Raw genomic sequence first — 26,740 nt, forward strand, 5'->3', positions numbered from 1 at the left:
TTACTCATTTTCTGGGCCGCCTTGTCAATCGCATTCCATGCTGCGATGCCGAACACATCGGTAAGCCATCGGAAAAATTGACAATTTTTTGACATATTTGCTCAGGGGGCGAGCAGATATTCAGCCGTATCCTCGTCAGTGATAACACCGTTGATGAGTCCGCCACGCAGGGCGGCGCGCAGAGCGAGGTGCTTTCGACGGCCTTTCGCCATGCCGATCAGTGTCGATGTTTCGCGCGAGGGCAAGGGCACGCTAGCCACCCGATTGTTGATGTCGCCCGCGATGAGCTGCCCATGACCATCGAACATCCAGCCGCAGATCTCGCCGGCGGCCCCCTGCTCCACCAGTTGCGCCATCTCGTCGCGCGACAGGAAGCCATCCTGGCAGAGCGGCGCATCCGTCCCCACTTCACCGACACCGACGAAGGCGATATTGGCCTGCGTTCCGAGGCTGAGGGCAGACTGCACGAGGATCTGCTTGTGCAGCACCTCGCGCTCTTCGGCCGAGGACACGATGACCGGCAGGGGCATGGGAAAATGCCGTGCCTTCACAGCGTCGGCCATGGAAAAGATGACGTTGTAATAGGCCGCAGAACCATCGACGCCGATATTGCCGGTGAGCGAGACGATGCGATGCTGCGGGCAGTCCATGGCCGGCAGCTGGTCGATCGCCGCCTTCAGCGTCCGTCCCGTGCCGATCGCCATGATGATCGGATCGCTCGATTTCAGCCAGCGTTCGATCTCGGCCGCACCTGCTTCGGCAATGCCGACCGTGGTGGATGACGACGTCGGATCGCTCGGAACCACCTCTGCCTGCCGCAGATCGTAACGCTCTTTCAGCCGAAGCCCGAGTTCCATGCAGGCGGCGATCGGGTGGTCGAGCCGGACCTTGATCAGCCGTTCGGCCATGGCGAGCGACACGAGGCGCTGCGCGGATTGGCGCGAGATGCCCATCTGCCCGGCAATCTCGTCCTGCGTCCGTCCCGCGACGTAGTAAAGCCAGCCGGCGCGTGCCGCATCGTCGAGCCGTGCATTCGCTTCCGGTCTGCGTGCCATTCCATGCCTCTCCCAAGGTCCAGCGGGAACCCGAAGTGCTGACACCTTTTGGCCAGACCTGTCAATCGACCCGCCGCCGCATGGAAAGACGAAAGAGTGCGCCAAAATTTTACCTTTTGATCAAGAAATTTTCCATGTTAGCCTCTGCTGATCGTGCGGTTGCCATTGGGAGGAAAACATGGGAACGACGGACTCCGGAATGATCGGCGGGCGGCTGACGCCCGGTCAATACGAGGTAAACTTTGCGGATCTGCATCCGCGCCTGGACGAGCACGAGGCGCTCGTTGCATCCGATCGCTGCTACTTCTGCTACGACGCGCCGTGCATGACGGCCTGTCCCACCTCCATCGACATCCCCCTTTTCATCCGCCAGATCGCGACTGGTAATCCGATCGGCTCGGCCAAGACGATTTTCGATCAGAACATCCTCGGTGGCATGTGCGCGCGGGTCTGTCCCACCGAAACGCTGTGCGAGGAGGCCTGCGTCCGCATGGAGGCGGAGGGCCGCCCGGTCGCCATCGGCCGGCTCCAGCGCTTTGCCACCGACATCGCCATGGCGGAAGGCCGGCAGTTCTATGAACGCGCACCGTCCACCGGCAAGACCGTGGCCGTCGTCGGCGCGGGACCGGCGGGCCTAGCCTGCGCTCACCGGCTCGCCGTCAACGGCCATGATGTCGTGATCTACGACGCCCGCGAGAAGGCCGGCGGTCTGAACGAATACGGCATTGCCACCTACAAGGCGACGGACGACTTCGCGCAGAGGGAAGTCGACTATGTGCTCGCCATCGGCGGCATCGAGATTCGCAATCGCCAAATGCTCGGCCGGGACATCAAACTCGCCGATCTCCTCTCACGCCACGATGCCGTCTTTCTCGGCATGGGCCTGACCGGCGTTAACGCCCTGCGCACGGAAGGCGAAGCGGCCGAAGGCGTTGAGGATGCGATCGATTTCATTGCGGCCCTGCGCCAATCCCCCGGCAAGACAGACATCCCCGTCGGCCGGCGCGTCGTGGTCATCGGCGGCGGCATGACCGCGATCGATGCGGCGGTGCAGGCGAAGCTTCTGGGTGCCGAGGAAGTCACCATCTGCTACCGCCGCGGACGCGAGCACATGAATGCCTCCGCCTATGAGCAGGATCTCGCCACGTCGCGCGGCGTCACCATTCGCCACTGGCTGCAGCCAAGACGCATCCTTGCGCGGGACGACGGCAATGTCGTCGGGATCGAGCTGGACTATACATCGGATGTGGACGGACGGCTGGTTGCCACCGGCGAGACCGGCATTCTCGCAGCCGACCATATTCTCAAGGCCATCGGCCAGATCCTCGAGGCCGACGCGCTCGGCATCGTGGCGCTCCAGTCCGGTCGTATTGTCGTGGATGAGGAGGGGCGAACCTCGCTCGACCGCGTCTGGGCCGGCGGGGACTGTCGTCTCGGCGGCGAGGACCTCACTGTATCAGCCGTCGCCCAGGGCCGCGACGCCGCTCAATCGATCCACCGCGCGCTGATGGCCGAGCGCCAGCCGGCGGTGGCCGTTGCCTGAGGGAGATGAACCATGGCTGATCTGCGCAACACTTTCGTCGGCATCAAATCCCCCAACCCGTTCTGGCTCGCCTCGGCCCCGCCGACCGACAAGGCCTACAATGTCGAGCGGGCCTTCAAGGCCGGCTGGGGCGGCGTCGTCTGGAAAACGCTTGGCGAGGACGGGCCTCCGGTCGTCAACGTCAACGGTCCGCGCTACGGCGCGATCTGGGGCGCCGACCGGCGGCTCCTCGGCCTCAACAACATCGAACTGATCACCGATCGCGACCTCTACACCAACCTGCGGGAAATGAAGCAGGTCAAGATGAACTGGCCCGACCGCGCCCTGATCGCCTCGATCATGGTGCCTTGCGAGGAGGAAAGCTGGAAGGCGATCCTGCCGCTGGTGGAGGAGACCGGCGCCGATGGCATCGAGCTGAATTTCGGCTGTCCGCATGGCATGTCGGAGCGCGGCATGGGTGCGGCCGTCGGTCAGGTGCCCGCCTATATCGAGATGGTGGTGCGCTGGTGCAAGCAGTACACCCGCATGCCGGTGATCACCAAGCTGACGCCTAATATCACCGATATCCGCCACCCGGCCCGCGCGGCAAAGGCCGGAGGCACCGATGCCGTGTCGCTGATCAACACGATCAACTCGATCACCTCCGTCAACCTCGACACATTCGCGCCAGAACCCTCCATCGACGGCAAGGGCAGCCATGGCGGCTATTGCGGCCCGGCGGTCAAGCCGATCGCGCTCAATATGGTGGCCGAGATCGCCCGCGATCCGGAAACACAGGGGCTGCCGATCTCCGGCATCGGGGGCATCACCACATGGCGCGACGCGGCGGAGTTTCTCGTGCTTGGTGCCGGCAACGTGCAGGTCTGCACCGCCGCCATGACCTACGGATTCAAGATCGTCCAGGAGATGATCACAGGGCTTTCGACATGGATGGACGCCAAGGGCCACCGGTCGCTCGACGACATCACCGGCCGGGCGATCCCCAACGTGTCGGACTGGCAGTATCTCAACCTCAACTATGTCGCCAAGGCCCGGATCGATCAGGATGCCTGCATCAAATGCGGCCGCTGCCACATTGCCTGCGAGGACACCTCGCATCAGGCGATCACGCAGTCTGTCGATGGCGTCAGGCATTTCGAAGTGATGGAGGACGAGTGCGTCGGCTGCAATCTCTGCGTCAACGTCTGTCCCGTGCAGGACTGCATCACCATGGTCGCCCTGCCCCCGGGCACCCTTGACGAGCGCACCGGTAAAGTGGTCGTTTCCGCCTATGCGAACTGGACCACGCACCCGAACAACCCGATGTCACGGCAGGCGGCGGAGTAGCGGATGAAGCAGAGCATGGCGAACGGATCGCCATGCTCCCCTGATGACCTGCTGCGAACGACGCTGGCAGGGAGAACGTCGCTAGACTTAGAGCGCCATATCCGGAACGCGCCGCACGTCACCGGCCGGAAGGGCGGCAGGCGTCGTCGCGCCGATGGCCGGCGAGGCGATGGCGAGTTGAAGGCGCTCGCTCGTCGCGGCCCAGGCCAGCGCGAGCGCCTGCGGATCGTCGTTCAGCTTCTTGCCGTAGCTCGGCACCATCGCCTGCACCCGCGCCTGCCATTCCGGCGTCGCCAGACGCTCGGCAAAGACCTTCTTGAGGACATCCAGCATGATCGGCGCAGCCGTCGAGGCACCGGGGGACGCGCCCAGAAGAGCCGTGATCGTGCCGTCAGACGAGGCGACGATTTCCGTGCCGAGCTTCAGCACGCCACCCTTTTCGGGGTCGCGCTTGATGATCTGCACGCGCTGACCGGCCTGCCAAAGGCGCCAGTCTTCACCCTTGGCCTGCGGGAAATACTCGCGTAGGGCCGCAAGGCGATCCTCGTCGGACATCAGGAGCTGGCCGGCGAGATACTGGACGAGGCTGAACTCGTTCATGCCCACCTGGAGCATCGGCCAAATATTGTCCAGCGTCACCGAGGCCGGAAGGTCGAAGTAGGAGCCGTCTTTGAGGAACTTGGTCGAGAAGGTCGCAAAGGGGCCGAAGAGCACGACCTGCTTACCGTCCAGCATGCGCGTATCGAGATGCGGAACCGACATCGGCGGCGCGCCGACCGAAGCCTGACCATAGGCCTTCGCCAGATGCCGGTTGACGATCTCGGGCTTTTCGCAAACGAGGAAGGACCCGCCAACGGGGAAGCCGGCATAGTCCGCAGCTTCGGGAATGCCCGACATCTGCAAGAGAGGCAGAGCGCCTCCGCCAGCCCCGAGGAAGACGAATTTCGCGTTGATGACACCCTTCTGGGTGCCGGTCCGCGTGTCGGCGTAGCTGACCCGCCAGGTGCCATCCTCGTTCCGGGTGATCTCCTGCACTTCGCTGGAGGCCGTCAGGCCGAAGGTCGGCTGGGTTTTCAGATGCGCGACATACTGACGGGTAATCTCGCCGAAATTCACATCGGTGCCGAGCGGCGACCATGTCGCGGCCAGCGTCTGCGACCGATCGCGGCCTTCCATCATGATCGGAACCCACTTCGCGATCTCGTCATGATCGCGCGAGAACTTCATGCCGGAAAAGAGCGCGCTTGCCTTCAGCGCCTCGAACCGCTTCTCCAGGAATTCCGTATTATCGTCACCCCAGACGAAGCTCATATGCGGTGTCGAATTGATGAAGGACCGGGGATCCTTCAGGACACCACGATCGACCTGATGCGCGAGGAACTGACGGGTAATCTGAAAGGATTCGTTGATGCCGACGGCACGGCTGATATCGACGTTTCCGTTCACATCCTTGGGGGTGTAATTCAGTTCTGCGAGCGCGGAATGCCCGGTGCCGGCATTGTTCCAGCCGTTGGAGCTCTCAAGCGCTACATCGTCCAGCCGCTCGATCATCTCAATCGACCAGGACGGCTCCAGCTCGTTGATGAGAAGGCCGAGCGTTGCGCTCATAATGCCGCCGCCGACGAGAAGCACGTCCACCGTCTTTTCGGGCGCAAGAGCCCAGCTGGGAAGCGAGGACAGGGTGAGAGCGGCCGCACCGGTTGCAGCGGATCCAAGAAGTTGCCGACGACTTATGGCCAGATGCTGCGACGTTCCCGAACGCGGAGCGCCGCTCTTCTTCTCACCGGCCATGTCAACCTCACGTCTTGTTAGTCCTCCCAGGATCGCCGTATAAGGGAAACCTTTTTTGGTGACAAGGCAATTTGTCGCAACGGAAAATCATGCACGATCCGCCCATTCAGAAATTTTGCGGTGGCTCTTCCGGCGTCGAAGACCTTTCGTCGCGCAGGACGCGCCTGGTAATCGACCGGCTCGCAGCCGAGCTTCCGCTGGCGATGGGCTGATGGAGATCCTGTCCGAACCGGCGTCGCAATTCGTGCGTTGCTCCGCGTGGGAATCTGGCCGATAAGCATCCAGTGATCAACCGTTGGGACCGGAGCCTGCTTGAAACGCGATCGTTCGAAGCTGCGCAAGCGCCTCCATATCTGGACCGGCGTGTGCCTGGGTCTCTTTTTGCTCACGCACTTTCTCAACCACGCGCTCGGTCTCATTTCGATCGACGCCATGGAGCGTGGCCGGGATCTCTTCAATCAGATCTGGCGCAGCCTGCCGGGAACTATCGCCCTTTATGGGTCGCTCGCCGTCCACTTCGTTCTGGCACTCGATGGCCTGCGGCGGCGGCAGACGCTGCGCATGCCGATGCGCGAGGCCCTGAAGATCGGGCTGGGGCTCGCTCTGCCCTTCCTGCTGATCAGCCACGTCACCGTCACCCGCATCGACTGGATGCTGTCGGGCTACTCCGCCGATTATCGCGATGTCCTGCCGCGCATCTGGTCGAGAACCAGCAACACCGTCTGGCAGTCCGCGGCGCTGATCATCGCCTGGGCGCATGGCTGTCTCGGTTTCTGGTTCTGGATGCGCGGCCGGGACTGGTATCCGCGCATGGCACTGCCGCTCTATACCCTTGCGCTTCTGGTCCCGGTGCTGTCGCTGCTCGGCTTCATGGTCGCCGCCCGCGCCCTCGGACCCGCAATGCCGTCGAATGCCTGGTTCATGTCGGGCCGCACCGATCCCGCACGTCTGGCCGAGATCCGGCAGGTCATCTTCTATACGCTTGCGGCCTGCATCGGCTTCACACTGCTCTGGCGGTCTTTTCCCATTCGCGGCAAGGTGCGTATCCGTTATCCCGATGGCAAGGTGCTGTCGGTCGCGCGCGGCTTCTCCGTACTGGAAGCCAGCCGCTCCGCCGGCATACCGCACCTCTCCGTCTGCGGCGGACGGGGGCGCTGTTCCACCTGTCGCGTCCGCGTCACGGATGGGCTGGAAGGCCTTCCCCCGCCGAGCGAAGGCGAGCGCCAGACGCTGATCCGCATTCGCGCCGGCGAGAATGTTCGCCTCGGCTGCCAGCTTCGGCCAAATCACGACGTGGCCATCGCTCCTGTGCTCGGCGCGGACAATGTCGGTGTGCGACCGCAGATCGGCGAGGACGTCGCCGCCGGTCGCGAACGCCGTATCGCGGTGCTGTTCTGCGACCTGCGCGACTTCACGCTGCTCACCCAGCAGCAGCTGCCGTTCGATACGGTCTTCCTGCTCAATCGCTATTTCGAGACGATCGGCGAAGCCGTCGAGGGTGCCGGTGGCGTCATCGACAAGTTCATCGGCGACGGCGTGCTCGCGATCTTCGGCCTCACCGGCCGGATCGAGGACGCCTGCGCAAATGCGCTGGAGGCCACGGCGCGCATCGCCCGCGGCATGGAGACGCTCAACCACAATTTCACGAGCGAACTCGACAAGCCGCTGCGCATCGCCATGGGCATGCATGCGGGTCCGGCGATCATCGGCCATATCGGCTACGGCCGCGCCTCGTCCCTGACGGCTGTCGGCGACACCATCAACGCGGCGAGCCGCCTCGAAGGTTTCGCCAAGGAATACGACGCGCAACTCGCCGTCTCCGCCGACGTTATCCGCTATGCCGGGCTGACGCTGGACGACCGCGAAAGCCACAATATCGCAATCCGCGGCCGAAAGGGTACGCTGGAAACACTGATCGTCGAAAATGCCGAGGAGATCGGCACGCCGCTCGCCGCCGCCCGCGCCAGAAAAGCGGCGGTGGCGCACGCCGCACGCACCGGCGCCTGATCAGGCTCTACCGCACAAGGATCTTACGCCGCAGGGCCACCTGTTGCAGGCCCGCTCACTGCGAGCCCATTGACGAAAAGAAGCTCCAGAAACCGGGCCGCGTCTTCGAAACGCCCCTCGCCGGCCCGGTCCTTGCCGAGCACCGCCCGCACCTGCACGTCGAAGTCGGCGTAATGCTGGGTTGTCGCCCAGATAGCGAAGATGAGGTGGTAGGGGTCGCATTTCGCGATCTTGCCGGCCTTGGCCCAGGCGCGGATCACCGTTGCCTTTTCGTCCACAAGCGCCTTCAGCGGCCCCATCAGCGCATCCTCGATCCGTGGTGCGCCTTGCAGGACTTCGTTCGCGAAAAGCCGGCTTTCGCGCGGAAAATCCCGTGCCATCTCAAGCTTGCGCCGGATGTAGCTGCGGATCTCGGTCACCGGGTTGCCTTCCGCATCGAACTCGCGCAGCGGATCGAGCCAGCTGTCGAGCACCCGTTCGATCAGAGCCCGGTGCATCGCCTCCTTCGTGCGGAAATAATAGAGCAGATTGGGCTTCGACATGCCCGCGACCTCGGCGATCTGGTCGATGGTGCTGCCACGGAAGCCGTTGGTCGCGAACACCTCCAGCGCCGCCTCCAGAATGAGCTCTTCCTTCTCCTCTTGGATCCGCGTGCGCCGCTGCGTTCTCGCTGCTCTTGGCAATGCCATACCACACCCCCTTCGCCGGCCTTCCGGCCGCCATGTCCGTCCCGTCGCCCCGCAGCTTTTCGGTTTTTTTGTTTTTCCGTCTTGAGTGCTGCAACGGAAGTTGTAATGTTTACCAACCGGTTAAATTATCAGTCACTTCAATGACAAACGCAATGACGGATACGAGAGCGAACAAAAAGAATGCCCCATTCGACCGGTGGGAACAATGCAATCGAACATAAGGCCGGATCGCGCCAATGCGCATCGCCGTGTTCGGATAAAGAGGGATGATATCATGGCCTCACCGGGCGAAAATATGCGCGTCGACGCCGACCGTCTGTGGGACAGTCTCATGCAAATGGCGCAGATCGGCCCGGGCATTGCCGGTGGCAACAATCGCCAGACGCTGACCGACGCGGACGCCGAAGGCCGCAGCCTGTTTGCGACCTGGTGTCGCGACGCCGGGATGACCATGGGTATCGACCGCATGGGAACCATGTTCGCGACCCGCCCCGGCACCGATCCGGCTGCCCTGCCCGTCTATATTGGCTCGCATCTCGACACCCAGCCGACCGGCGGAAAATATGACGGTGTTCTCGGTGTGCTTGCAGGATTGGAAGTCGTGCGCACCATGAACGACCTCGGCCTCCAGACGAAGCACTCGGTGGTCGTCACAAACTGGGCGAACGAGGAAGGCGCGCGCTTTGCCCCCGCCATGCTGGCCTCCGGCGTCTTTGCCGGCGTCCACACGCTCGACTACGCCTATAGCCGCCGGGACCCGGAGGGCAAGACCTATGGCGACGAGCTGAGGCGGATCGGCTGGCTCGGCGAGGAAGAGGTGGGCGCGCGCAAGATGCACGCCTACTTCGAATATCACATCGAGCAGGGGCCTATTCTCGAGGCGGAGAACAAGGCAATCGGCGTGGTGACCCATTGCCAGGGTCTCTGGTGGCTGGAATTCACCCTGACGGGACGCGAGGCGCATACCGGCTCGACGCCGATGGACCTGCGCGTCAATGCCGGGCTTGCCATGTCGCGCATCGTCGAGATGGTGCAGACCGTGGCCATGGGCGAGCAGCCGGGCGCCGTCGGAGGCGTCGGTCAGGTGTTCTTCTCTCCCAACTCCCGCAACGTCCTGCCCGGCAAGGTCGTCTTCACCGTCGACATCCGCACGCCCGACCAAGCGAAACTCGACCGCATGCGCGCCCGTATCGAGGCGGAGGCCGCCCGGATCTGCGCGGATCTCGGCGTCGGCTACGCGGTCGAAGCCGTCGGCCATTTCGACCCCGTCACCTTCGACCCCACGCTCGTCTCGGCGGTGCGCAGCGCCGCCGAAAAGCTCGGCCTCAGCCACATGGACATCATCTCCGGCGCCGGCCACGACGCCTGCTGGGCGGCGAAAGTCGCGCCTGCAACGATGATCATGTGTCCCTGCGTCGGCGGTCTTTCGCACAATGAGGCTGAGGAGATTTCCAGAGACTGGGCCAGCGCCGGCTGCGACGTGCTGTTTCATGCCGTGGTGGAGACGGCGGGGATTGTGGAGTAGGATCGGGTGACAAAGGCAGCAGGAGAACCACGATGGGACGTCCGAGAGAATTGTCGCCGGAAGAGCGTGACCTCCTTATAAGGCGAGGTTATCGCCCGGTCGAAGTCTGGGTGCCTGACCCCACCAACCCGTCCTATCTCGCGGACGCACGCCGTCAGGCAGCGAACTCGGTCGAAGCAGATGAAAAGGCGGGCATCGATGAACTCTACGATCCCACGGCCTATGAAGATTGGGACCGTCCGTGAGATTGAAGCGCGGCGATGTGGTCCTGGCGGTGTTTCAGGGAAACCTTGGGAAACCCAGGCCAGCCGTCATTCTTCATGCTGACGAATATATCGAAAATCACGTCACTCTGCTTGTCTGCGCCTTCACGACGTATCTGGCGGATTCACCGAATTACCGGCCGACGATCGTCCCGTCACCGGAGAACGGCCTTGAGGAGACATCTCAGATCATGGTCGACAAGATGACGCATATCAAGAAAACGGCGATGCGCGGTGTGATCGGCTTCCTGACGGATTCGGACATATCGCAGGTCGAAGCGGCACTGATTAATATTACCGGCCTGCGACAGGCAATCATCCCGCAGCCGCATTAGGAAGCAGGAGGGAGGAGCATCCATGACCACCATCATCAAGAACGGCACCATCGTCACCGCCGACCTGACCTACACCGCAGACATCCGCATCGAGAACGGCGTGATCGCTGAGATCGGGCCGAATCTGACAGGTGGCGACAGTCTCGACGCGACCGGCTGTTACGTCATGCCCGGCGGCATCGACCCGCATACGCATCTGGAAATGCCGTTCATGGGCACCTATTCGGCCGATGATTTCGAGAGCGGCACCCGGGCGGCGCTGGCTGGCGGCACGACGATGGTGGTGGATTTCGCGCTGCCGAACCCCGGCCAGTCGCTGCTCGACGCGCTCGACATGTGGCACAACAAGACCTCGCGCGCGGCCTGCGACTATTCCTTCCACATGGCGATCACCTGGTGGGGCGCGCAGGTGTTTGACGAGATGGAGACGATCGTTCGCGACAAGGGCATCAACACCTTCAAGCACTTCATGGCCTACAAGGGCGCCTTGATGGTGGATGACGACGAGATGTTCGCCTCGTTCCAGCGCTGTGCGGAGCTTGGTGCCCTGCCGCTCGTTCATGCCGAAAATGGCGACGTGGTAGCGCAGATGCAGGCCAAACTCATGGCCGAGGGCAATGACGGGCCGGAGGCGCATGCCTATTCCCGCCCGCCGGAGGTCGAGGGCGAGGCGACGAACCGCGCCATCATGATCGCCGACATGGCGGGCTGCCCGGTCTATATCGTCCACACCTCCTGCGAGCAGAGCCACGAGGCCATCCGCCGCGCCCGGCAGAAAGGCATCCGCGTCTATGGCGAGCCGTTGATCCAGCATCTGACGCTGGACGAAAGCGAATATGCCAGCCCCGACTGGGACCACGCCGCCCGCCGCGTCATGTCGCCACCGTTCCGCAGCAGGCAGCATCAGGACAGCCTCTGGGCGGGTCTGTCCTCCGGCTCGCTGCAATGCGTGGCGACCGACCATTGCGCCTTCACCACGCAGCAGAAGCGCTCCGGCCTCGGCGACTTCCGCAAGATACCGAACGGCACGGGAGGTCTCGAAGATCGCATGCCGATGCTCTGGACCTACGGCGTCGCCACCGGCCGCATCACCATGAACGAGTTCGTCGCCGTGACCTCGACCAACATCGCCAAGATCCTCAACATCTATCCGAAAAAAGGCGCGATCCTCGTCGGCGCCGATGCCGATCTCGTCGTCTGGGATCCGAGCCGGACGAAGACCATCTCGGCAAAGACCCAGCAATCCGCGATCGACTACAACGTCTTCGAAGGGAAGACCGTCACCGGCCTGCCCCGCTACACCCTCACCCGGGGTGTGGTCGCCATCGAGGAGGATACGGTCAAGACGCGGGAGGGCCATGGCGCCTTCGTGCGCCGCCCGCCGGTCACCCCTGTCGCAAAGGCGCTTTCGACCTGGAAAGACATCACCACACCGCGCAAGGTCACCCGCACCGGCATCCCGGCGAGCGGCGTCTGATGCGTTCCCTCGCGCTTTTTGCCGCCTGCGGCTGCGTCTCCGGCGTCAGCATCGCCGCACCCACCTTTCTCGACGGCGCCTATGGCAATGCCGAAGGCTGCGTCTATGCCAAGACGGGTCAATCGAGCGGTGCGGACGCCTTCTTCCTCCTCAACGATGAGGGGATCACCACCGCCACCGCGTATTGCCAGTTCGAGGGAACGGCGGCGAAAACCGCATCGGGCTTTTCCATCCGCACCCGATGCGACGCCGGAGGCGAGGTCGGCCCGAAGGAAACCGTTGCGCTCGACAGAAGCGCGACGGGCTACACGATCCGTTTCAACGACGGCACCACATGGGGACCGCTTTCGCAATGCCGCAGATGATACCCGACGCCGTTTCTCCCAGCGCCCGCTCCGTGGTCTTGGCCCGCGATCTCGGCCTCACCTTCAAGACAGATGACGGGCCGGTAACCGCGTTGACGGGCGTCAACCTCGACGTTCGCAAGGGCGATTTCGTCTCCTTCATCGGCCCCTCCGGCTGCGGCAAGACCACCTTCCTGCGCGTCATCGCCGATCTGGAAAAACCGACCGCCGGCACCGTCACCGTCAACGGCACGACGCCCGAGGACGCGCGCAAGAACCGCTCCTACGGCTACGTTTTTCAAGCCGCGGCGCTCTATCCCTGGCGCACGATCGAGCAGAACGTCGCCCTGCCGCTGGAGATCATGGGCCATAGCGAGGCCGAGAAGCGGGCGCGGATCGAGCGTACGCTCGCGTTGGTCAACCTCTCCGGCTTCGGCAAGAAATTCCCCTGGCAGCTTTCCGGCGGCATGCAGCAGCGCGCCTCCATCGCCCGCGCGCTCGCCTTCGACGCCGATCTTTTGCTGATGGACGAGCCCTTCGGCGCGCTCGACGAGATCGTCCGCGACCACCTGAACGAGCAGCTCCTCGACCTCTGGGCGCGCACCGAAAAGACCATCTGCTTCGTCACCCACTCGATCCCGGAGGCCGTCTACCTCTCCACCAAGATCGTCGTCATGAGCCCCCGCCCCGGCCGGATCACCGACATCATCGAGTCTACTCTGCCACGAGAGCGGCCACTGGATATCCGCGAGACGCCGGAGTTTCTGGAGATCGCCAGCCGCGTGCGCGACGGGCTACGGGCGGGGCACAGCTATGACGAGTAGCGCGGGTTTGGGGGAGAAAAGAAAAACCCTCTCTGGCCTGCCGGCTATCTCCCCCACAAGGGGGGAGAAGAGTCGTGGCGCGCGCATGGCTTCTGTCTTGAACGTTTTTGGCTGGATCGAGCGGCCAGCCACGGGTCCTCTCCCCCCTTGTGGGGGAGATGGCCGGCAGGGCAGAGAGGGCCTTCCTTCCCCAAACCACCGCCGCCTCAACGGGACCACCCGAACCATGGCCCACTCCAACATCACCCCACTCACGCGAACCCGCGCCAAACGCCTCCGCCGGGAATGCACCAAGGCCGAGCAAATCATGTGGAGCATCCTGCGGGACTTCCACCCCCGCGGCGCCCGCTTCCGGCGTGAAACCCCCATCGGCCCCTACATCGCCGACTTCGCCTGGCTCACAGCACGCATCGTCATCGAGGTGGATGGTGACAGTCATGAAACCGAAAAGGGCCGCATTCACGACCGCCATCGCGATGCCTTCCTGATCGAACACCGCCTCGCACACCTGCTCTCCGAGGCAACCCCATGACAGCCCGCGATAAAATCCTCCCTGTCCTCACCATCCTCGCGGCCCTGCTCGTCATCTGGTACGCCGCCGCCGTCTTCCTCAATGCGCCCTTCGAGCGCGACACCGCCGCCCGGGCCGGCACCACCATCGCCTTCTCCGACATCGTACCGCGAACGATGGCTCAGGCGCGGCCTGTTCTGCCGGCGCCCCATCAGGTGCTGGTCGAACTGTGGGACACCACGATCAACAAGCCGGTGACCTCCAAGCGCAGCCTCGTCTACCACGCGTGGATCACGCTTTCGGCCACGTTGGTCGGCTTCGGGCTCGGCACGCTGCTTGGCGTCGCGCTGGCGGTCGGCATCGTGCACAACAGGGCGATGGATCGCTCGCTGATGCCCTGGATCATCGCCAGCCAGACCATCCCGATCCTCGCCATCGCCCCGATGATCATCGTCGTGCTGAACGCGATCGGCATTTCCGGGCTGCTGCCCAAAGCTCTGATCTCGACCTATCTCTCCTTCTTCCCCATCGCCGTGGGTATGGTGAAGGGCCTGCGCAGCCCGGAGCAGATCCAGCTTGACCTGATGCGCACCTACAGCGCCAGCTCCTCGCAGCTCTTCTGGAAGCTCCGCTGGCCGGCTTCCATGCCCTATTTGTTCACCTCACTGAAGGTTGCGGTCGCGATCTCGCTGGTCGGCGCCATCGTGGGCGAGCTTCCGACGGGCGCTGTCGCAGGCCTCGGCGCGCGCCTGCTGGCAGGCTCCTATTACGGGCAAACGGTACAGATCTGGTCGGCTCTGTTCATGGCGGCAGGCCTCGCCGCCATCCTCGTCCTCATCGTCGGCTATGCCCATAGCGCGGTGTTGCGCCGGATGGGAGCACGCCCATGAACGCCATCCTGCCTGCCATCCTGTTCTGGCTCGGGGCCTGGGCGCTCAACGAATGGCTCGTCCGCCGCAAGCCGGCCTCCAAAGCGGCGGAGCGCGCCATTCGCCTCGCCGTTCCAATCCTCTTCGGCATCAGCCTGCTCGTTCTGTGGGAAGGTTTCGTGCGCGGCTTCGCGGTGCCGGCGGTCCTGCTGCCCCCGCCCTCCATGATCTGGACGCGGTTGATCTCGTCGCTCCCGACGCTCTGGGCCGATTTCCGCCAGACCTTCCTCAAATCCGTCCTCACCGGCTATGTCGCCGGCTGCGGCCTCGGCTTCCTCGTCGCCATCGCCATCGATCGCTCGCCATTCCTGCAAAAGGGCCTGCTGCCGCTCGGCAATTTCGTCTCGGCCCTGCCCGTCGTCGGCGTCGCCCCGATCATGGTCATGTGGTTCGGTTTCGACTGGCCCTCCAAGGTCGCGGTCGTTGTTATCATGACGTTCTTTCCCATGCTTGTGAACACGGTGACCGGGCTTGCCGCCGCCAGCAGCATGGAAAAGGACCTGATGCAGACCTATGCGGCCTCGTGGTTCCAGACGCTGGTCAAGCTCCGGTTGCCGGCCGCCTGGCCGTTCATCTTCAATGCGCTGAAGATCAACTCGACGCTGGCGCTGATCGGTGCCATCGTCGCCGAATTCTTCGGCACGCCGATCGTCGGCATGGGCTTTCGCATCTCCACCGAAGTCGGACGCATGAATGTCGATATGGTCTGGGCAGAAATCGCTGTGGCGGCGCTGGCCGGCTCGGTATTTTATGGTGTGGTGGCGCTGGTGGAACGCGTCGTCACCTTCTGGCATCCGTCCGTCCGTGGTGGACAGGCGTAAAAAGACAAACGATAACAAAGGGAACAGACATGAAACGGACAATCGCATCGCTTCTCCTGTCCAGCGCGCTGACGCTGGCCGCTTTCGACGCCATGGCGGCAGAAAAAGTGACGTTGCAGCTGAAATGGGTCACGCAGGCCCAGTTCGCCGGCTACTACGTCGCCAAGGACAAGGGTTTCTACGAGGCGGAAGGTCTCGATGTCGAGATCAAGCCGGGCGGGCCGGATATCGCACCGCCGCAGGTCATTGCCGGTGGTGGCGCCGATGTCGTGGTCGATTGGATGCCCTCGGCGCTTGCCACGCGCGAAAAGGGCGTCGCCCTCGTCAACATCGCCCAGCCCTTCAAGACATCCGGCATGATGCTGACCTGCCTCAAGGAAAGCGGCGTCACGTCGCCGGCGGATTTCAAGGGCAAGACGCTCGGCGTCTGGTTCTTCGGCAACGAGTATCCGTTCCTCTCCTGGATGAGCCAGCTCGGCCTAAAGACGGATGGCGGGCCGGAGGGCGTGACCGTCTTGAAGCAGGGCTTCAACGTCGATCCGCTGATCCAGAAGCAGGCCGCCTGCATCTCCACCATGACCTATAACGAATACGGCCAGGTTCTCGACGCCGGCATCAAGCCGGAGGATCTCGTCACCTTCAAGTACGAGGATCAGGGCGTCGCGACGCTCGAAGACGGTCTCTATGTGCTGGAAGACAAGCTGAAGGACCCGGCCTTCAAGGACAAGATGGTCAAGTTCGTCCGCGCCTCGATGAAGGGCTGGAAATATGCCGAGGAGCATGTGGATGAAGCCGCCGGCATCGTGCTTGAGAACGACGCCACCGGCGCCCAGACCGAAGAGCACCAGAAGCGCATGATGGGCGAGATCGCCAAGCTCACCGCCGGCTCCAACGGCGCACTGGATGAAGCCGATTACGCACGCACCGTCGCGTCCTTGATGAAAGGCGGCTCCGACCCCGTCATCACCAAGGAACCGACCGGCGCTTGGACGCATGAGATCACCGACGCAGCCCTGAAATAGCCCTCTAGCACGAGCAAATTCGACAGCGCGCGGCTTCGGTCGCGCGTTTTGCGTTCTGCCTGAAAAATGCCTGATCCCGACGCCATATACCGTGAAGACTGCCCGCATTTGCGCGGGTTCGGCGACGTGCGAGGGCGACCTTGGCCTCCATTTCGACAAGCATCAGATACGGGATGATGGTATAGACGCTCATGGGTGCAGTGCTGCGGGGGCGTGGCGCGTGCCGGGAGATGACGGGGCAGCAAGGCGACACAGTCGCCTTTCAGCATATTTCGACAGTGAGGACAGGCCGATGGCTGGTGAAGGTACGTTTGCAAACGGCATGCGCACGGCTGCGCGGGCTCCCACACTTCTGACGGCGCTTCTGCTGGCGGCGGCACCCGTATTGACGCGCGAGGCCCTGGCGCAGGACGCAACGCCGGCCAAAGCGGAAACGCAGGCAGCACCCGACACCGCCTACCCCTCCATCGTCGTCACCAAAGCCGAAATACGGACAGTCATCGACCGCGTCATCGCGACGGGAACCATCCAGGCCGTCGAGGAAACCTTCGTGCAGCCGCTTGTCGAAGGCCTGTCGATCCGCAGTCTCGCCGTCGATATCGGCGATACCGTCAAGGCCGATGGCACCATGGCCACGCTGAACGACGACGCTCTGCTGCTGACCCGCAGCGAGAACGAGGCGAACCTTGCCCGGGCTCGCGCCTCGCTCGCCCAGTACCAGGCGCAGCTCGTGGAAGCACAGGCCAATGCGCAGGAAGCCGTCCGCGTCTCCGCACGCAATGCCAAGCTGCGGGAAGCCGGCTCCGTCTCGACAGCGCTTGCCGACCAGACGGAAGCGGCGGCTGCCGCCGCCCTTGCCCGCGTTAATTCCGCCGAGCAACTGATCGCGGTGGCGCAATCCGACATCAAGGTCGTCGAAGCCCAGATTTCCGATGTCGATCTCCGTCTCGCCCGCACCGTCATCAAGGCGCCCGTGGCCGGCGTGGTCTCGGCCCGCACGGCGAAAGTCGGGGCCATTGCCACGGGCTCCGGCCAGCCGCTTTTCACCATCATCCGCGATGGCGCGGTGGAAATGCGCGCCGACATCTCGGAAAGCGATCTTCTGAAGCTCGCAGTCGGGCAGAAGGCCAAGCTGAAGCTTGCGGATAGCAGCGTCACGCTCAACGGCACGATCCGGCTGATCTCGCCGACCGTAGACGCCGATACGCGCCTCGGCACCGTCTTCATCAGCATCGCCGAGCCGGAAAGGGCGCGTGTGGGCATGTATGCGAACGCCGACATCACGATCGAGGAAAAGCAGGCGCTGGCCCTGCCGCTCACCGCCGTGACCAGCGGCAAGTCCGAAACCGTGGTGCGCAAGGTGCGCGACGGCGTGGTCGAGATGGCGCGCGTCGAGACGGGCATTCAGGACGGCCGCTATATCGAGATCCTCTCCGGCATCGAGGACGGTGACGAGGTCGTGGCAAAGGCCGGCGCCTATGTCCGCGATGGCGATCGCATCACCCCGGTCAAGGCAGCAGTCCCCACCGACAAGACGGCCACCAACTGAGGCCACCAACCGAGGATCGACCCGCCATGAACTTTTCGGCCTGGGCCATTCGAAATCCGATCGCACCGATCCTGACCTTTGTGCTGTTGATGTTCCTCGGCTATCAGTCGTTCAACACGCTGCCGATCACGCGCTTCCCCAATATCGACGTTCCCGTCGTCTCCATCGCCGTCGCGCAGAGCGGCGCAGCCCCCGCCGAGCTGGAAACGCAGGTGACCAAGGAAATTGAGGATGCCGTGGCCGGCATCGCTGGGGTCAAGCACGTCACCTCCACCATCACCGATGGGCTTTCGACCACCGCCGTCCAGTTCGAGATCGAAATCCCGACCAACCAGGCTGTGCAGGATACCAAGGACGCAATCGACCGCATCCGTGGCGATCTGCCGGCCGGCATCGAGGAGCCGATCGTCGCCAAGGTCGATATCGAGGGACAGGCGATCCAGACCTTCGCCGTCTCCGCGCCCGACATGACGCTGGAGGAAATCAGCTGGTTCGTGGACGATACGGTCAAGCGCGCGCTTCAGGGCCAGACCGGCATTGGCCGGATTGACCGCTACGGCGGCGCCGACCGCGAGGTCCGCGTCGAACTCAACGAAAGCCGCCTGAACTCCTACGGCATAACCGCGACCGATGTGAACGCGCAATTGCGCAAGATGAACACCGACCTCGGCTCCGGCCGCGGGCAGATCGGTGGCAGCGAACAGGCGATCCGCACGCTCGGCGACGCCCGCTCGGTCTCGGCACTCGCCGACACCATGATCGCCATGCCGAACGGACGCTTCGTGCGCCTCTCGGAACTCGGCACCGTCACCGATACCTATGAGGAGCCGAAGAGCTTCTCGCGCTTCGACGGCACGCCCGTCGTCACCTTCGCCGTCTTCCGCTCCAAGGGCGCGAGCGAGGTCAGCGTCGCGGAAACCGTCGCAAAGTCACTGGATGCCGTGCGCGCCGCCAATCCCGGCGTGTCGATCCAGTTGATCAACGACAGCGTCTACTTCACCTATGGCAACTACGAAGCAGCCCTTCACACGCTGCTCGAAGGCGCGCTGCTGGCGGTGGCCGTCGTGCTGCTGTTCCTGCGCAACTGGCGCGCGACACTGATTTCCGCCCTTGCCCTTCCGCTCTCAGCCATCCCGACCTTCTGGATCATGGACCTGCTCGGCTTCTCGCTGAACCTCGTCTCATTCCTCGCGCTAACGCTTGCGACCGGCATACTTGTGGACGATGCGATCGTCGAGATCGAGAACATCGCCCGGCACATCAAGATGGGAAAATCCCCCTACAGGGCATCGATCGAGGCGGCGGACGAGATCGGCCTCGCCGTCATCGCCACCACCTTCACCATCATCGCCGTCTTCGTGCCGGTGTCGTTCATGCCGGGCATTGCCGGGCAGTACTTCATCCAGTTCGGTCTGACGGTCGCCGTCTCGGTGTTCTTCTCGCTCATGGTCGCCCGCCTGATCACGCCTGTCATGGCGGCCTATCTCATGCGCTCCGGCGATGGTGACGGACATGGGGAAGCGCGCGACGGCCTCTTCATGCGCGGCTACACCTGGCTGGTCGCCGCCACCACGCGGCGCTGGTACATGCGCTACCTCACGCTCTCCTTGGCGCTCGCCTTCCTCGTCGGTTCCGTCATGCTGCTTCTCACCGTTCCCGGCGGCTTCCTGCCGCCGGAGGACGCCTCGCGCATCGTTCTCTCAGTCGAACTGCCGCCGGATGCCATGCTGGAAGATACCGACAGCACGACGGCCGAGATCTACGACCGGATCAAGGATTTCCCGGGTGTCGAGGGCATCTTCGTGCTCGGCGGCGCCTCGCCGAAGGGCGATCTGGAGTTGCGCCGCGCCACCATCACCGTCATGCTGGAAAAGCTCGACCATTCCTTGATCAACAAGCTGGTCAACACGCTGCTCGGCAATCTGCCGTTGGTCGGGCAATATATGCCGAAGCTGCCGCCCGCCGGCCGCATCATTCCGCAGTCGCAGATCGAAACCCAGATTTTCGCCGCCATCCATTCGATCCCGGATGTTCGCGTTCTCAAGCTGAACGACCGTGGCGAACGCGACCTCGCCTTCAACCTTCTCTCCAACAACGACGCCGCCCTCAACGAAGCTGTCGGTCTGCTGGAGGCACGCTTGCGCGACGAGCCGACGCTCGCCAATGTCAGCCCGGATGGCGCCCTGCCTCGCCCCGAACTGCAGCTGCGCCCGCTCGCTGACCGCATGTCGCGCCTCGGCATCACCACGTCCCAGCTTTCCGACATCGTGCGGGTCGCGACCATCGGCGATATCGACGCGGCACTGACCAAGATCTCGCTCGACGACCGGCAGATCCCGATCCGCGTGCAGATCGATACCGGCCTGCGCACCGACCTCGCCGCCATCCGCAACCTCAAGATCCAGACGGCCTCCGGCGCGCTCGTTCCCATCTCCAGCGTCGCCGATATTTCCTATTCGGAAGGCCCAAGCTCCATCAAGCGCTACGACCGCTTCCGCGTCGTCACCATGGGCGCCGACCTTCCCGTTGGCGTGGCGCTCGACACGGCCTCCGGCCGCTTCGAGCAGATCGCGGCCGAAACCAACCTGCCCCAAGGCGTCCGCTTCATCAAAAGCGGCGATTCGGAGGTGCAGGCGGAAATGTTGTCGGGCTTCGTCCACGCCATGCTGCTCGGGCTTCTGCTGGTGCTCGTCGTGCTCATCCTTCTCTTCAAGGACGTCATACAGCCGTTCACGATCCTCTTCTCGCTGCCGCTCGCCATCGGCGGCGTCGCGCTCGGCCTGATCGTCACCAACAATTCACTCTCCATGCCTGTCCTCATCGGCATCCTCATGCTGATGGGCATCGTCACCAAGAACGCCATCCTGCTGGTCGATTTCGCGATCGAAATGAAACGGCACGGCATGGAACGCGTCGAGGCCATGGTGGAGGCCGGCCGCAAGCGCGCCCGGCCAATCATCATGACCTCCATCGCCATGTCGGCCGGCATGCTGCCCTCGGCGCTCGGCGTCGGCGAAGGCGGCTCCTTCCGCGCACCCATGGCCATCGCCGTCATCGGCGGCATCATCGTCTCAACGGTCCTGTCGCTGGTCGTCGTACCCTCGTTCTTCCTGATCATGGACGACCTCTCCCGACTCCTTGGCTGGTCCTTCGGCCGCCTTGTGGGAAGCAAGGAGGCCGAGACCGTGCCGCTGGAGAATGTGGTGTTGACCGAGAAGCTCGCCGAGCAGTCCGAGACCATCGAAGCCCTGCAGACCCGCCTCGACCGCCTGGAAGGCCGGACCGCACCCGGCACCCTGCGCGCCGTGGGCGGCACGGTCGTCACGCATCCGGCATTGGCTGCGGAGTAGACGGCAGGACGTGAAGCCTGCGGCAGCCCCTCACCCTAACCCTCTCCCCGCTGGGCGGGGCGAGGGGACGTGGCCTGCCCAGCGGTTCGATATAAGGCGAAAATAGTGCCTCGAGGTCCCTTCTCCCCGCCTGCGGGGAGAAGGTGCAGGCATGCGGATGAGGGGCGAACGCGCCCGCAACGAAGCGGGCGGGCGAAAAAGCAGCCCTACAACCCACCCTCAACCCGCAAAAACTCCACGATCCGCTCCACGCCCTCGCCGCGCTTCATGTCCGAGAACACGAACGGGCGGGACTGGCGCATGCGGTCGGCGTCGCGCTGCATGACGTCGAGATCGGCGCCGACGTAAGGGGCGAGATCCTTCTTGTTGATGACGAGAAGATCGGATCGCGTGATGCCGGGTCCGCCCTTGCGCGGGATTTCCTCGCCCTGGCAGACGGAGATTACGTAGAGCGTGATATCCGCGAGATCGGGCGAGAAGGTTGCCGCGAGATTGTCGCCGCCGGATTCGATGAAGACGATGTCGAGGTCCGGAATGCGGCGGTTGAGATCGGCGATGGCCTGAAGGTTGATCGTCGCATCCTCGCGGATGGCGGTGTGCGGGCAGCCGCCCGTCTCCACGCCGACGATCCTGTCGGAGGGCAGCGCCTGCATGCGCACCAGCGCTTCCGCATCCTCCTGCGTATAGATGTCGTTGGTGACCACCGCGACCGACCATCTGTCCCGCATGGCCTTGCAGAGCTTGTCCGTCAGCGCCGTCTTGCCGGAGCCGACGGGGCCGCCGATGCCGACACGGAGGGGACCATTGGAAGATGCCATGAGATTATCCTTTCAGAAGAATATGTCGAAAGCTGCCGATGAACCGGAGTTTACCGGAAAGCCCATAAGCCGGCCGGAGAGATGCCGCGCGGCACGAATCGATGTCTGTCGTTCACGAGCGGAACAGGCGCGAGGTCAGCGTCTCGTGCCGGAAACCGGCGATGTCGGCGAGGATACCGGCAGAGCCGAGATCGTCCAGCGAACTTGCCGCCGCCCGCTCGGCCGCGGCTCCGATCTCGCCTTCCAGCGCCGCCAGCACGGCGACCCCCGCACGCTGCCCGAGGACGCCGCAGCGGATCGCGACAGAAATCTGATTGGAGGCCGTTGCGTGCAGATAGGCCGCAATCGCGGGCTCCGACCCGGTCGCATGCGCACCGGCGACCGCGCCGACGGCAACCGGATAGGCCATGCGGGCAGGCATGATCTCGTCGCCCCCCGTCGGCCAGGCCGAAGCCGCCGCGATGAATGCTTCGCCCTGAAGCATCGTTTCCATCTGCCGCTCCCGACTGCCGGCCATGGCTTCGGCCAGCGAAGCGACAGCGTGAAGGCGCTCGACGTCTTCAGCGGCACGATAGCTTTCCGCCAGCAGCACCGCATCGTTCCAGACGGCCCCTTCCGCAATCGCCCCGGACAACCAGTCCTGAAGAGAGGCCGCATCCCCGATACTGCCATCCGCCACCGCCTGCTCGAGCCCGGCCGAATAGGAAAAGGCACCGATGGGGAAAGCCGGCGACATCCAGGCGATCAGGCGGAGCAGAGCCTGGGTGCCGCCGGTGGCCGGTCGTTGTTGCTGACCTTCGGTAAGCATGTCAGTCATGGGCGTGGCTGTGTCCTTTGCCGTCATGTCCATGCTCGTCGCAAGAGTGATCGTGGACATGGTCATGGTGATCATGGTCATGATCGGCGTGGTCATGCTTTCCGTGTTCGTGCTTCCCGTGTTCAGGCGCCCCATGAGCGTGAGGCCCATGGTCATGCCCGCTGTGATAGGCGCCCCGCATCGGCTGGAACTGCGCCGTCACCTCGTTCACCTCGGCACCGAGCCCGATCAGCATGGACCGGATGACGGGATCGCGCAGGATGACGATGCGGTCCTTACAGATTTCGGCTTGCAGATGCCGGTTGCCGAGATGCCAGGCAAGCTCGACGAGGTGAAGCCTGTCGCGCGGCAGGATCTCGTAAAGGGGCTCTTCTACCGCGGCGATGAGGATGTAGCCGCCCTGCTCCAGCACCAGCGCATCGCCATCCGCCAGCATCACGGCCTGCTTCAGGTCCAGCATGACGACATCGTCATCCGGCAGGTGCAACAGCTTGCGCCGGAGATGCCGCTGGTCGTGCGGCAGGCGCAGCAGGGCAACAGGCGTGATATCGGCAGGTGCCGGCGAGACGATGGAGGTGGAGCGATAGGGCATGGTAACCTCGATCAGTTGAAATGCGTGAGAGAAAAGGTGAGCGATACCGGCAGCGGGTTCCATAGTCCTGTGCGCAGGCCCGCGGCCCTCAGGCCCCGGGCCGTCCATGTGTTGCAGCCGGCGAGCGCCGTAAACCAGCCGGTCGCCTCGAAGAACCGGTCGTTCTGCCCGTAGCGCGCATCGGGCACGGGCACGACCTGCCCATCGCGCTTTGCGAAGCTGGCTTCGATCATGTCCAGCAGCCGGGCATAGCCGGCCGGTCCGATCTCGAAGCCTTGCACGCTCAGTGAAGGTTCGGCAAGCGCGCCGACGACATCCACATGCAGCACCGCCCGATCGACCGTCAGCCCCCGCAGTAAGGGCAGCGGCTTCAGGTCCGCCCAGTTCGGCGTCTCCAGATAGAAGCTACGCCCGCCCCGGCCGAAGATGATCCACCGCGCCGCGGGATCATCGACAGGAACGCCACTCTGGCCGAGAAACGGAAACCGCGCCAGGCTTTCCGCATCCACGGGAATGGCGATATCGGTGTGGATCGGGTTCGAGAGAACGAGAATGCGCCGCATCTCCCCATTTTCCCTTTCCTCTTCCCCTTCGCGCGATGCGAAGAGCGGCTGCGGCACGATGGTCCCGAGACCTGCCGCAATCGCAAGCAGCAGAATGATGACCGACAGGCCGAGCGACAGCCTTCGCATGACCTTGCGGAACCTCGTCATGCCCGCACGGCGATGGCTATTCGCTTGGCGACAGGCGTCGAAATCGCGGTCACGAGCGTCTAGAACAGGAAATAGCGCTGCGCCATCGGCAGCACCGTCGCCGGCTCGCAGGTCAGCAGCTCTCCATCCGCGCGCACCTCGTAAGTCTCCGGATCCACCTCGATCACCGGCGTCAGGCTATTGTGGATCATCGAGGCCTTGCCGATACCGCCGCGCGTGTTCTTCACCGCCATCAGCGTTTTCGCCACGCCGAGCTTGGCCGCAAGGCCGGCGTCCAGCGACGCCTGCGATACGAAGGTTACGGAGGAGTTGGTCCGCGCCTTGCCGAAGGCGCCGAACATCGGCCGGTAATGCACCGGCTGCGGTGTGGGAATGGAGGCGTTCGGATCGCCCATGGGGGCGGCCGCGATCATGCCGCCGAGCAGCACCATGTCCGGCTTCACGCCGAAGAAGGCGGGGTTCCACAGCACGAGATCGGCCCGTTTGCCAACCTCGACCGAGCCGATCGCGTGGCTGAGGCCGTGGGCGATAGCCGGGTTGATCGTGTATTTCGCGATGTAGCGCTTCACCCGCATATTGTCGTTGTCGCCGGTTTCGCTCGCCAGCCGGCCGCGCTGGCGCTTCATCTTGTCGGCCGTCTGCCACGTGCGGATCGCCACCTCGCCGACGCGGCCCATGGCCTGGCTGTCGGACGAGATGATCGAGAAAGCGCCGATATCGTGCAGGATATCCTCGGCCGCAATCGTTTCCTTGCGGATACGGCTTTCGGCAAAGGCGATGTCCTCCGGGATCGACGGGGACAGGTGATGGCAGACCATCAGCATATCCAGATGTTCGGCCAGCGTGTTGATCGTGTAGGGCCGCGTCGGATTGGTCGAGGACGGGATGACGTTCGGCTGGCCGCAGATCTTGATAATGTCGGGCGCATGTCCGCCGCCCGCCCCTTCGGTGTGGAAGGCATGGATGGTGCGACCCTTCAGCGCCGCAATGGAATCCTCCACGAAGCCGCTCTCGTTCAGCGTGTCCGTGTGGATCATCACCTGCACATCGTATTCGTCGGCGACCGAGAGGCAGCAGTCGATGGCGGCCGGCGTCGTACCCCAGTCCTCGTGCAGCTTCAGCGATGTCGCGCCGCCGAGCACCATTTCCACCAGCGCGCCGGGCAGCGAGGCATTGCCCTTGCCGGCAAAGGCGAGGTTCATCGGAAAGGCATCGGCCGCCTCGATCATCCGCGCCAGGTGCCACGGCCCGGGCGTGCAGGTGGTGGCGAGCGTACCATGCGCGGGGCCTGTGCCGCCGCCCAGCATGGTGGTGAGGCCGGACATCAGCGCCTCCTCGATCTGCTGCGGGCAGATGAAGTGGATATGGCTGTCCATGCCGCCGGCGGTGACGATCTTGCCTTCGGCCGCGATTGCCTCCGTGCCGGGGCCGACGATGATGTCCACATTCGGCTGCGTATCCGGATTTCCGGCCTTGCCGATGGCGACGATCAGCCCGTCCTTCAGCCCGATATCGGCCTTCACGATACCCCAATGGTCTACGATCAGCGCGTTGGTGATGACGGTATCGACCGCGCCGTCCGCCCGCGTCACCTGGCTCTGCCCCATGCCGTCGCGGATGACCTTGCCGCCGCCGAACTTCACCTCGTCGCCATAGGTGGTGAAATCCTTCTCCACCTCGATGAACAGCTCCGTATCCGCCAGCCGCACCCGGTCGCCCGTCGTCGGGCCGAACATATTGGCATAGGCGGCGCGGGACATCTTGTAGGACATGGTCTACCTCGAGAGTTCGGAGAAAAGGGGTGACCGCGCAGCGGCACGGTCGAAAGTATAGGTGGTGCGGCAGCCGTTTCGGCTGTTGATCTCGCCGATCAGGTGGTCGGCAAAGTCGCCTGGATGATCTTCATAGGAACGCAGGGATGCGATGACGGCGTCGCGATCCTGCACGACGATCCGCGGTCGGTTCAGCATGTCGAAAATGAACGCGGACACCGCGGGCCGCGCCATCTTCACCTTCTGCCGCAGAAGCCAAACGACCTCTACGAGAACGACGTGATTGATGAAGACGGGCGCACTGTCCTGCTCAAGAAAGGCTGTCGCCTGCTCGCCCTGCTTCACGCCTTCGGCATCGGTGATCGAGCCCAAGGCCAACCACCGCATCACCATGTTGGTGTCGAGACCGATCATTCCTCGCTCTCCCGAAAACCGGCATTTCGGGCTTCCCTGATCCAGTCATCCAGTTCCTCGCCGGTAATCGGCCTCTCGAACTTCACGATCCCGCGCAAATCCTCGAAACTCTTCCCCGGCTTGCGGATTTCGACCGCGCCGGCGTCGTTCGCGACGAACTCGACCGCGTCGCCATCCTTGAGGCCGAGGGTCTTCAGCACCGATTCGGGAACCGTGATCGTGCCTGCCTTGATCCTGACCGTTTCACCCATGG

Annotated in this window: 25 protein-coding genes; 15 read left to right on the top strand and 10 right to left on the bottom strand. The window is 63.8% G+C overall.

The genetic code is table 11. The annotated features are described in order from the left end of the window. Positions 1–101: 101 nt before the first annotated feature. Positions 102–1,055: a sugar-binding transcriptional regulator gene (locus tag GA0004734_RS14855; RefSeq protein ID WP_092934904.1), complete on the bottom strand. Its 954-nt coding sequence runs from the start codon at positions 1,053–1,055 to the stop codon at positions 102–104. Positions 1,056–1,233: 178 nt separating this feature from the next. Between GA0004734_RS14855 and GA0004734_RS14860 the strand changes: the two genes are divergently transcribed. Together GA0004734_RS14860 and preA are read left to right on the top strand one after the other, a co-directional pair. After that, positions 1,234–2,598, top strand: coding sequence for an NAD(P)-dependent oxidoreductase (locus GA0004734_RS14860; RefSeq protein WP_092934906.1), 1,365 nt, complete (start codon positions 1,234–1,236; stop codon positions 2,596–2,598). 12 nt (positions 2,599–2,610) lie between these two features. After that, a complete protein-coding gene (preA, locus tag GA0004734_RS14865; protein ID WP_092934908.1) occupies positions 2,611–3,924 on the top strand; it encodes an NAD-dependent dihydropyrimidine dehydrogenase subunit PreA in 1,314 nt (437 codons plus the stop codon). 87 nt (positions 3,925–4,011) lie between these two features. Here the strand turns inward: preA and mqo are convergent, their stop codons facing one another. Next, positions 4,012–5,715, bottom strand: coding sequence for a malate dehydrogenase (quinone) (mqo, locus tag GA0004734_RS14870; protein WP_092934910.1), 1,704 nt, complete (start codon positions 5,713–5,715; stop codon positions 4,012–4,014). Positions 5,716–6,027: 312 nt separating this feature from the next. Between mqo and GA0004734_RS14875 the strand changes: the two genes are divergently transcribed. Beyond that, positions 6,028–7,722, top strand: a complete 1,695-nt coding sequence (locus tag GA0004734_RS14875; protein WP_092934912.1) for an adenylate/guanylate cyclase domain-containing protein — start codon at positions 6,028–6,030, stop codon at positions 7,720–7,722. A gap of 23 nt (positions 7,723–7,745) precedes the next feature. On the opposite strand, the gene GA0004734_RS14880 is transcribed toward GA0004734_RS14875, so the two are convergent. Then, positions 7,746–8,411 (bottom strand): TetR family transcriptional regulator C-terminal domain-containing protein, encoded by a 666-nt coding sequence (locus GA0004734_RS14880; RefSeq protein ID WP_092934914.1) that lies wholly within the window; start codon positions 8,409–8,411, stop codon positions 7,746–7,748. Positions 8,412–8,685: 274 nt separating this feature from the next. Here GA0004734_RS14880 and GA0004734_RS14885 point away from each other — a divergent pair, with 274 nt between their 5' ends. The 12 genes from GA0004734_RS14885 (at position 8,686) to GA0004734_RS14945 (ending at position 21,361) form a co-directional block, all read left to right on the top strand. Continuing rightward, positions 8,686–9,936, top strand: coding sequence for a Zn-dependent hydrolase (locus tag GA0004734_RS14885; RefSeq protein WP_092934916.1), 1,251 nt, complete (start codon positions 8,686–8,688; stop codon positions 9,934–9,936). Between the two features lie 32 nt (positions 9,937–9,968). After that, entirely contained in the window at positions 9,969–10,181 is a 213-nt protein-coding gene (locus GA0004734_RS14890; protein ID WP_092934918.1) for an antitoxin MazE-like protein, read from the top strand. A gap of 2 nt (positions 10,182–10,183) precedes the next feature. Then, complete coding sequence (locus GA0004734_RS14895; RefSeq protein ID WP_175386385.1) at positions 10,184–10,534, top strand: type II toxin-antitoxin system PemK/MazF family toxin; 351 nt, start codon at positions 10,184–10,186, stop codon at positions 10,532–10,534. A gap of 22 nt (positions 10,535–10,556) precedes the next feature. Then, a complete protein-coding gene (gene hydA / locus GA0004734_RS14900) occupies positions 10,557–12,011 on the top strand; it encodes a dihydropyrimidinase (RefSeq protein WP_092934922.1) in 1,455 nt (484 codons plus the stop codon). Further along, positions 12,011–12,376 carry a hypothetical protein gene (locus GA0004734_RS14905; protein WP_092934924.1) on the top strand — a complete coding sequence of 122 codons (366 nt, stop codon included), beginning with the start codon at positions 12,011–12,013 and terminating at the stop codon, positions 12,374–12,376. The genes hydA and GA0004734_RS14905 overlap by 1 nt, the downstream gene beginning before the upstream one ends. Further along, complete coding sequence (locus tag GA0004734_RS14910) at positions 12,373–13,179, top strand: ABC transporter ATP-binding protein (RefSeq protein WP_092936331.1); 807 nt, start codon at positions 12,373–12,375, stop codon at positions 13,177–13,179. The genes GA0004734_RS14905 and GA0004734_RS14910 overlap by 4 nt, the downstream gene beginning before the upstream one ends. Before the next feature lie 226 nt (positions 13,180–13,405). Then, positions 13,406–13,711, top strand: coding sequence for an endonuclease domain-containing protein (locus GA0004734_RS14920; RefSeq protein ID WP_092934926.1), 306 nt, complete (start codon positions 13,406–13,408; stop codon positions 13,709–13,711). Continuing rightward, a complete protein-coding gene (locus GA0004734_RS14925) occupies positions 13,708–14,580 on the top strand; it encodes an ABC transporter permease (protein WP_092934928.1) in 873 nt (290 codons plus the stop codon). The genes GA0004734_RS14920 and GA0004734_RS14925 overlap by 4 nt, the downstream gene beginning before the upstream one ends. After that, a complete protein-coding gene (locus GA0004734_RS14930; protein ID WP_092934930.1) occupies positions 14,577–15,440 on the top strand; it encodes an ABC transporter permease in 864 nt (287 codons plus the stop codon). The genes GA0004734_RS14925 and GA0004734_RS14930 overlap by 4 nt, the downstream gene beginning before the upstream one ends. 29 nt (positions 15,441–15,469) lie before the next feature. Then, the gene (locus GA0004734_RS14935; RefSeq protein WP_092934932.1) at positions 15,470–16,462 is read left to right on the top strand and encodes an ABC transporter substrate-binding protein; all 993 of its coding nucleotides are present in this window, start codon (positions 15,470–15,472) and stop codon (positions 16,460–16,462) included. 292 nt (positions 16,463–16,754) lie between these two features. Beyond that, positions 16,755–18,011: an efflux RND transporter periplasmic adaptor subunit gene (locus GA0004734_RS14940; protein WP_245292432.1), complete on the top strand. Its 1,257-nt coding sequence runs from the start codon at positions 16,755–16,757 to the stop codon at positions 18,009–18,011. Positions 18,012–18,037: 26 nt separating this feature from the next. Further along, the gene (locus GA0004734_RS14945; RefSeq protein ID WP_092934934.1) at positions 18,038–21,361 is read left to right on the top strand and encodes an efflux RND transporter permease subunit; all 3,324 of its coding nucleotides are present in this window, start codon (positions 18,038–18,040) and stop codon (positions 21,359–21,361) included. 206 nt (positions 21,362–21,567) lie between these two features. Here GA0004734_RS14945 and ureG read toward each other — a convergent pair whose 3' ends face one another. From ureG to GA0004734_RS14980, 7 genes are all read right to left on the bottom strand, one after another. Next, the gene (gene ureG / locus GA0004734_RS14950; protein WP_092934936.1) at positions 21,568–22,179 is read right to left on the bottom strand and encodes an urease accessory protein UreG; all 612 of its coding nucleotides are present in this window, start codon (positions 22,177–22,179) and stop codon (positions 21,568–21,570) included. A gap of 112 nt (positions 22,180–22,291) precedes the next feature. After that, entirely contained in the window at positions 22,292–22,987 is a 696-nt protein-coding gene (locus GA0004734_RS14955; RefSeq protein ID WP_245292525.1) for an urease accessory protein UreF, read from the bottom strand. Position 22,988: 1 nt separating this feature from the next. Further along, on the bottom strand, positions 22,989–23,588 hold the full coding sequence (locus GA0004734_RS14960; RefSeq protein ID WP_092934940.1) for an urease accessory protein UreE: 600 nt from the start codon (positions 23,586–23,588) through the stop codon (positions 22,989–22,991). 11 nt (positions 23,589–23,599) lie between these two features. Beyond that, complete coding sequence (locus tag GA0004734_RS14965) at positions 23,600–24,301, bottom strand: TIGR02117 family protein (protein WP_245292433.1); 702 nt, start codon at positions 24,299–24,301, stop codon at positions 23,600–23,602. 59 nt (positions 24,302–24,360) lie between these two features. Next, positions 24,361–26,073: an urease subunit alpha gene (gene ureC / locus GA0004734_RS14970; protein ID WP_092934942.1), complete on the bottom strand. Its 1,713-nt coding sequence runs from the start codon at positions 26,071–26,073 to the stop codon at positions 24,361–24,363. Positions 26,074–26,076: 3 nt separating this feature from the next. After that, positions 26,077–26,487, bottom strand: coding sequence for a PIN domain-containing protein (locus GA0004734_RS14975; protein WP_092934944.1), 411 nt, complete (start codon positions 26,485–26,487; stop codon positions 26,077–26,079). Then, positions 26,484–26,738 carry an AbrB/MazE/SpoVT family DNA-binding domain-containing protein gene (locus GA0004734_RS14980; protein ID WP_092934946.1) on the bottom strand — a complete coding sequence of 85 codons (255 nt, stop codon included), beginning with the start codon at positions 26,736–26,738 and terminating at the stop codon, positions 26,484–26,486. Before GA0004734_RS14980 ends, GA0004734_RS14975 begins: the two co-directional genes overlap by 4 nt. Positions 26,739–26,740: the final 2 nt, after the last annotated feature.

It is taken from the genome of Rhizobium sp. 9140, assembly GCF_900067135.1.
Taxonomy (GTDB): Bacteria; Pseudomonadota; Alphaproteobacteria; order Rhizobiales; family Rhizobiaceae; genus Ferranicluibacter.

Bases quoted from the DNA above. Each gene is read 5' to 3' on its own strand.
- GA0004734_RS14955 (WP_245292525.1), bottom strand. From the start codon at position 22,987: ATGCTTACCGAAGGTCAGCAACAACGACCGGCCACCGGCGGCACCCAG.
- GA0004734_RS14885 (WP_092934916.1), top strand. From the start codon at position 8,686: ATGGCCTCACCGGGCGAAAATATGCGCGTCGACGCCGACCGTCTGTGG.
- GA0004734_RS14855 (WP_092934904.1), bottom strand. From the start codon at position 1,055: ATGGCACGCAGACCGGAAGCGAATGCACGGCTCGACGATGCGGCACGC.
- GA0004734_RS14945 (WP_092934934.1), top strand. From the start codon at position 18,038: ATGAACTTTTCGGCCTGGGCCATTCGAAATCCGATCGCACCGATCCTG.
- GA0004734_RS14940 (WP_245292432.1), top strand. From the start codon at position 16,755: ATGGCTGGTGAAGGTACGTTTGCAAACGGCATGCGCACGGCTGCGCGG.
- GA0004734_RS14975 (WP_092934944.1), bottom strand. From the start codon at position 26,487: ATGATCGGTCTCGACACCAACATGGTGATGCGGTGGTTGGCCTTGGGC.
- GA0004734_RS14980 (WP_092934946.1), bottom strand. From the start codon at position 26,738: ATGGGTGAAACGGTCAGGATCAAGGCAGGCACGATCACGGTTCCCGAA.
- GA0004734_RS14960 (WP_092934940.1), bottom strand. From the start codon at position 23,588: ATGCCCTATCGCTCCACCTCCATCGTCTCGCCGGCACCTGCCGATATC.
- GA0004734_RS14905 (WP_092934924.1), top strand. From the start codon at position 12,011: ATGCGTTCCCTCGCGCTTTTTGCCGCCTGCGGCTGCGTCTCCGGCGTC.
- GA0004734_RS14890 (WP_092934918.1), top strand. From the start codon at position 9,969: ATGGGACGTCCGAGAGAATTGTCGCCGGAAGAGCGTGACCTCCTTATA.
- GA0004734_RS14935 (WP_092934932.1), top strand. From the start codon at position 15,470: ATGAAACGGACAATCGCATCGCTTCTCCTGTCCAGCGCGCTGACGCTG.
- GA0004734_RS14860 (WP_092934906.1), top strand. From the start codon at position 1,234: ATGGGAACGACGGACTCCGGAATGATCGGCGGGCGGCTGACGCCCGGT.
- GA0004734_RS14880 (WP_092934914.1), bottom strand. From the start codon at position 8,411: ATGGCATTGCCAAGAGCAGCGAGAACGCAGCGGCGCACGCGGATCCAA.
- mqo (WP_092934910.1), bottom strand. From the start codon at position 5,715: ATGGCCGGTGAGAAGAAGAGCGGCGCTCCGCGTTCGGGAACGTCGCAG.
- preA (WP_092934908.1), top strand. From the start codon at position 2,611: ATGGCTGATCTGCGCAACACTTTCGTCGGCATCAAATCCCCCAACCCG.
- ureC (WP_092934942.1), bottom strand. From the start codon at position 26,073: ATGTCCTACAAGATGTCCCGCGCCGCCTATGCCAATATGTTCGGCCCG.
- GA0004734_RS14925 (WP_092934928.1), top strand. From the start codon at position 13,708: ATGACAGCCCGCGATAAAATCCTCCCTGTCCTCACCATCCTCGCGGCC.
- GA0004734_RS14930 (WP_092934930.1), top strand. From the start codon at position 14,577: ATGAACGCCATCCTGCCTGCCATCCTGTTCTGGCTCGGGGCCTGGGCG.
- ureG (WP_092934936.1), bottom strand. From the start codon at position 22,179: ATGGCATCTTCCAATGGTCCCCTCCGTGTCGGCATCGGCGGCCCCGTC.
- GA0004734_RS14965 (WP_245292433.1), bottom strand. From the start codon at position 24,301: ATGACGAGGTTCCGCAAGGTCATGCGAAGGCTGTCGCTCGGCCTGTCG.
- hydA (WP_092934922.1), top strand. From the start codon at position 10,557: ATGACCACCATCATCAAGAACGGCACCATCGTCACCGCCGACCTGACC.
- GA0004734_RS14920 (WP_092934926.1), top strand. From the start codon at position 13,406: ATGGCCCACTCCAACATCACCCCACTCACGCGAACCCGCGCCAAACGC.
- GA0004734_RS14910 (WP_092936331.1), top strand. From the start codon at position 12,373: ATGATACCCGACGCCGTTTCTCCCAGCGCCCGCTCCGTGGTCTTGGCC.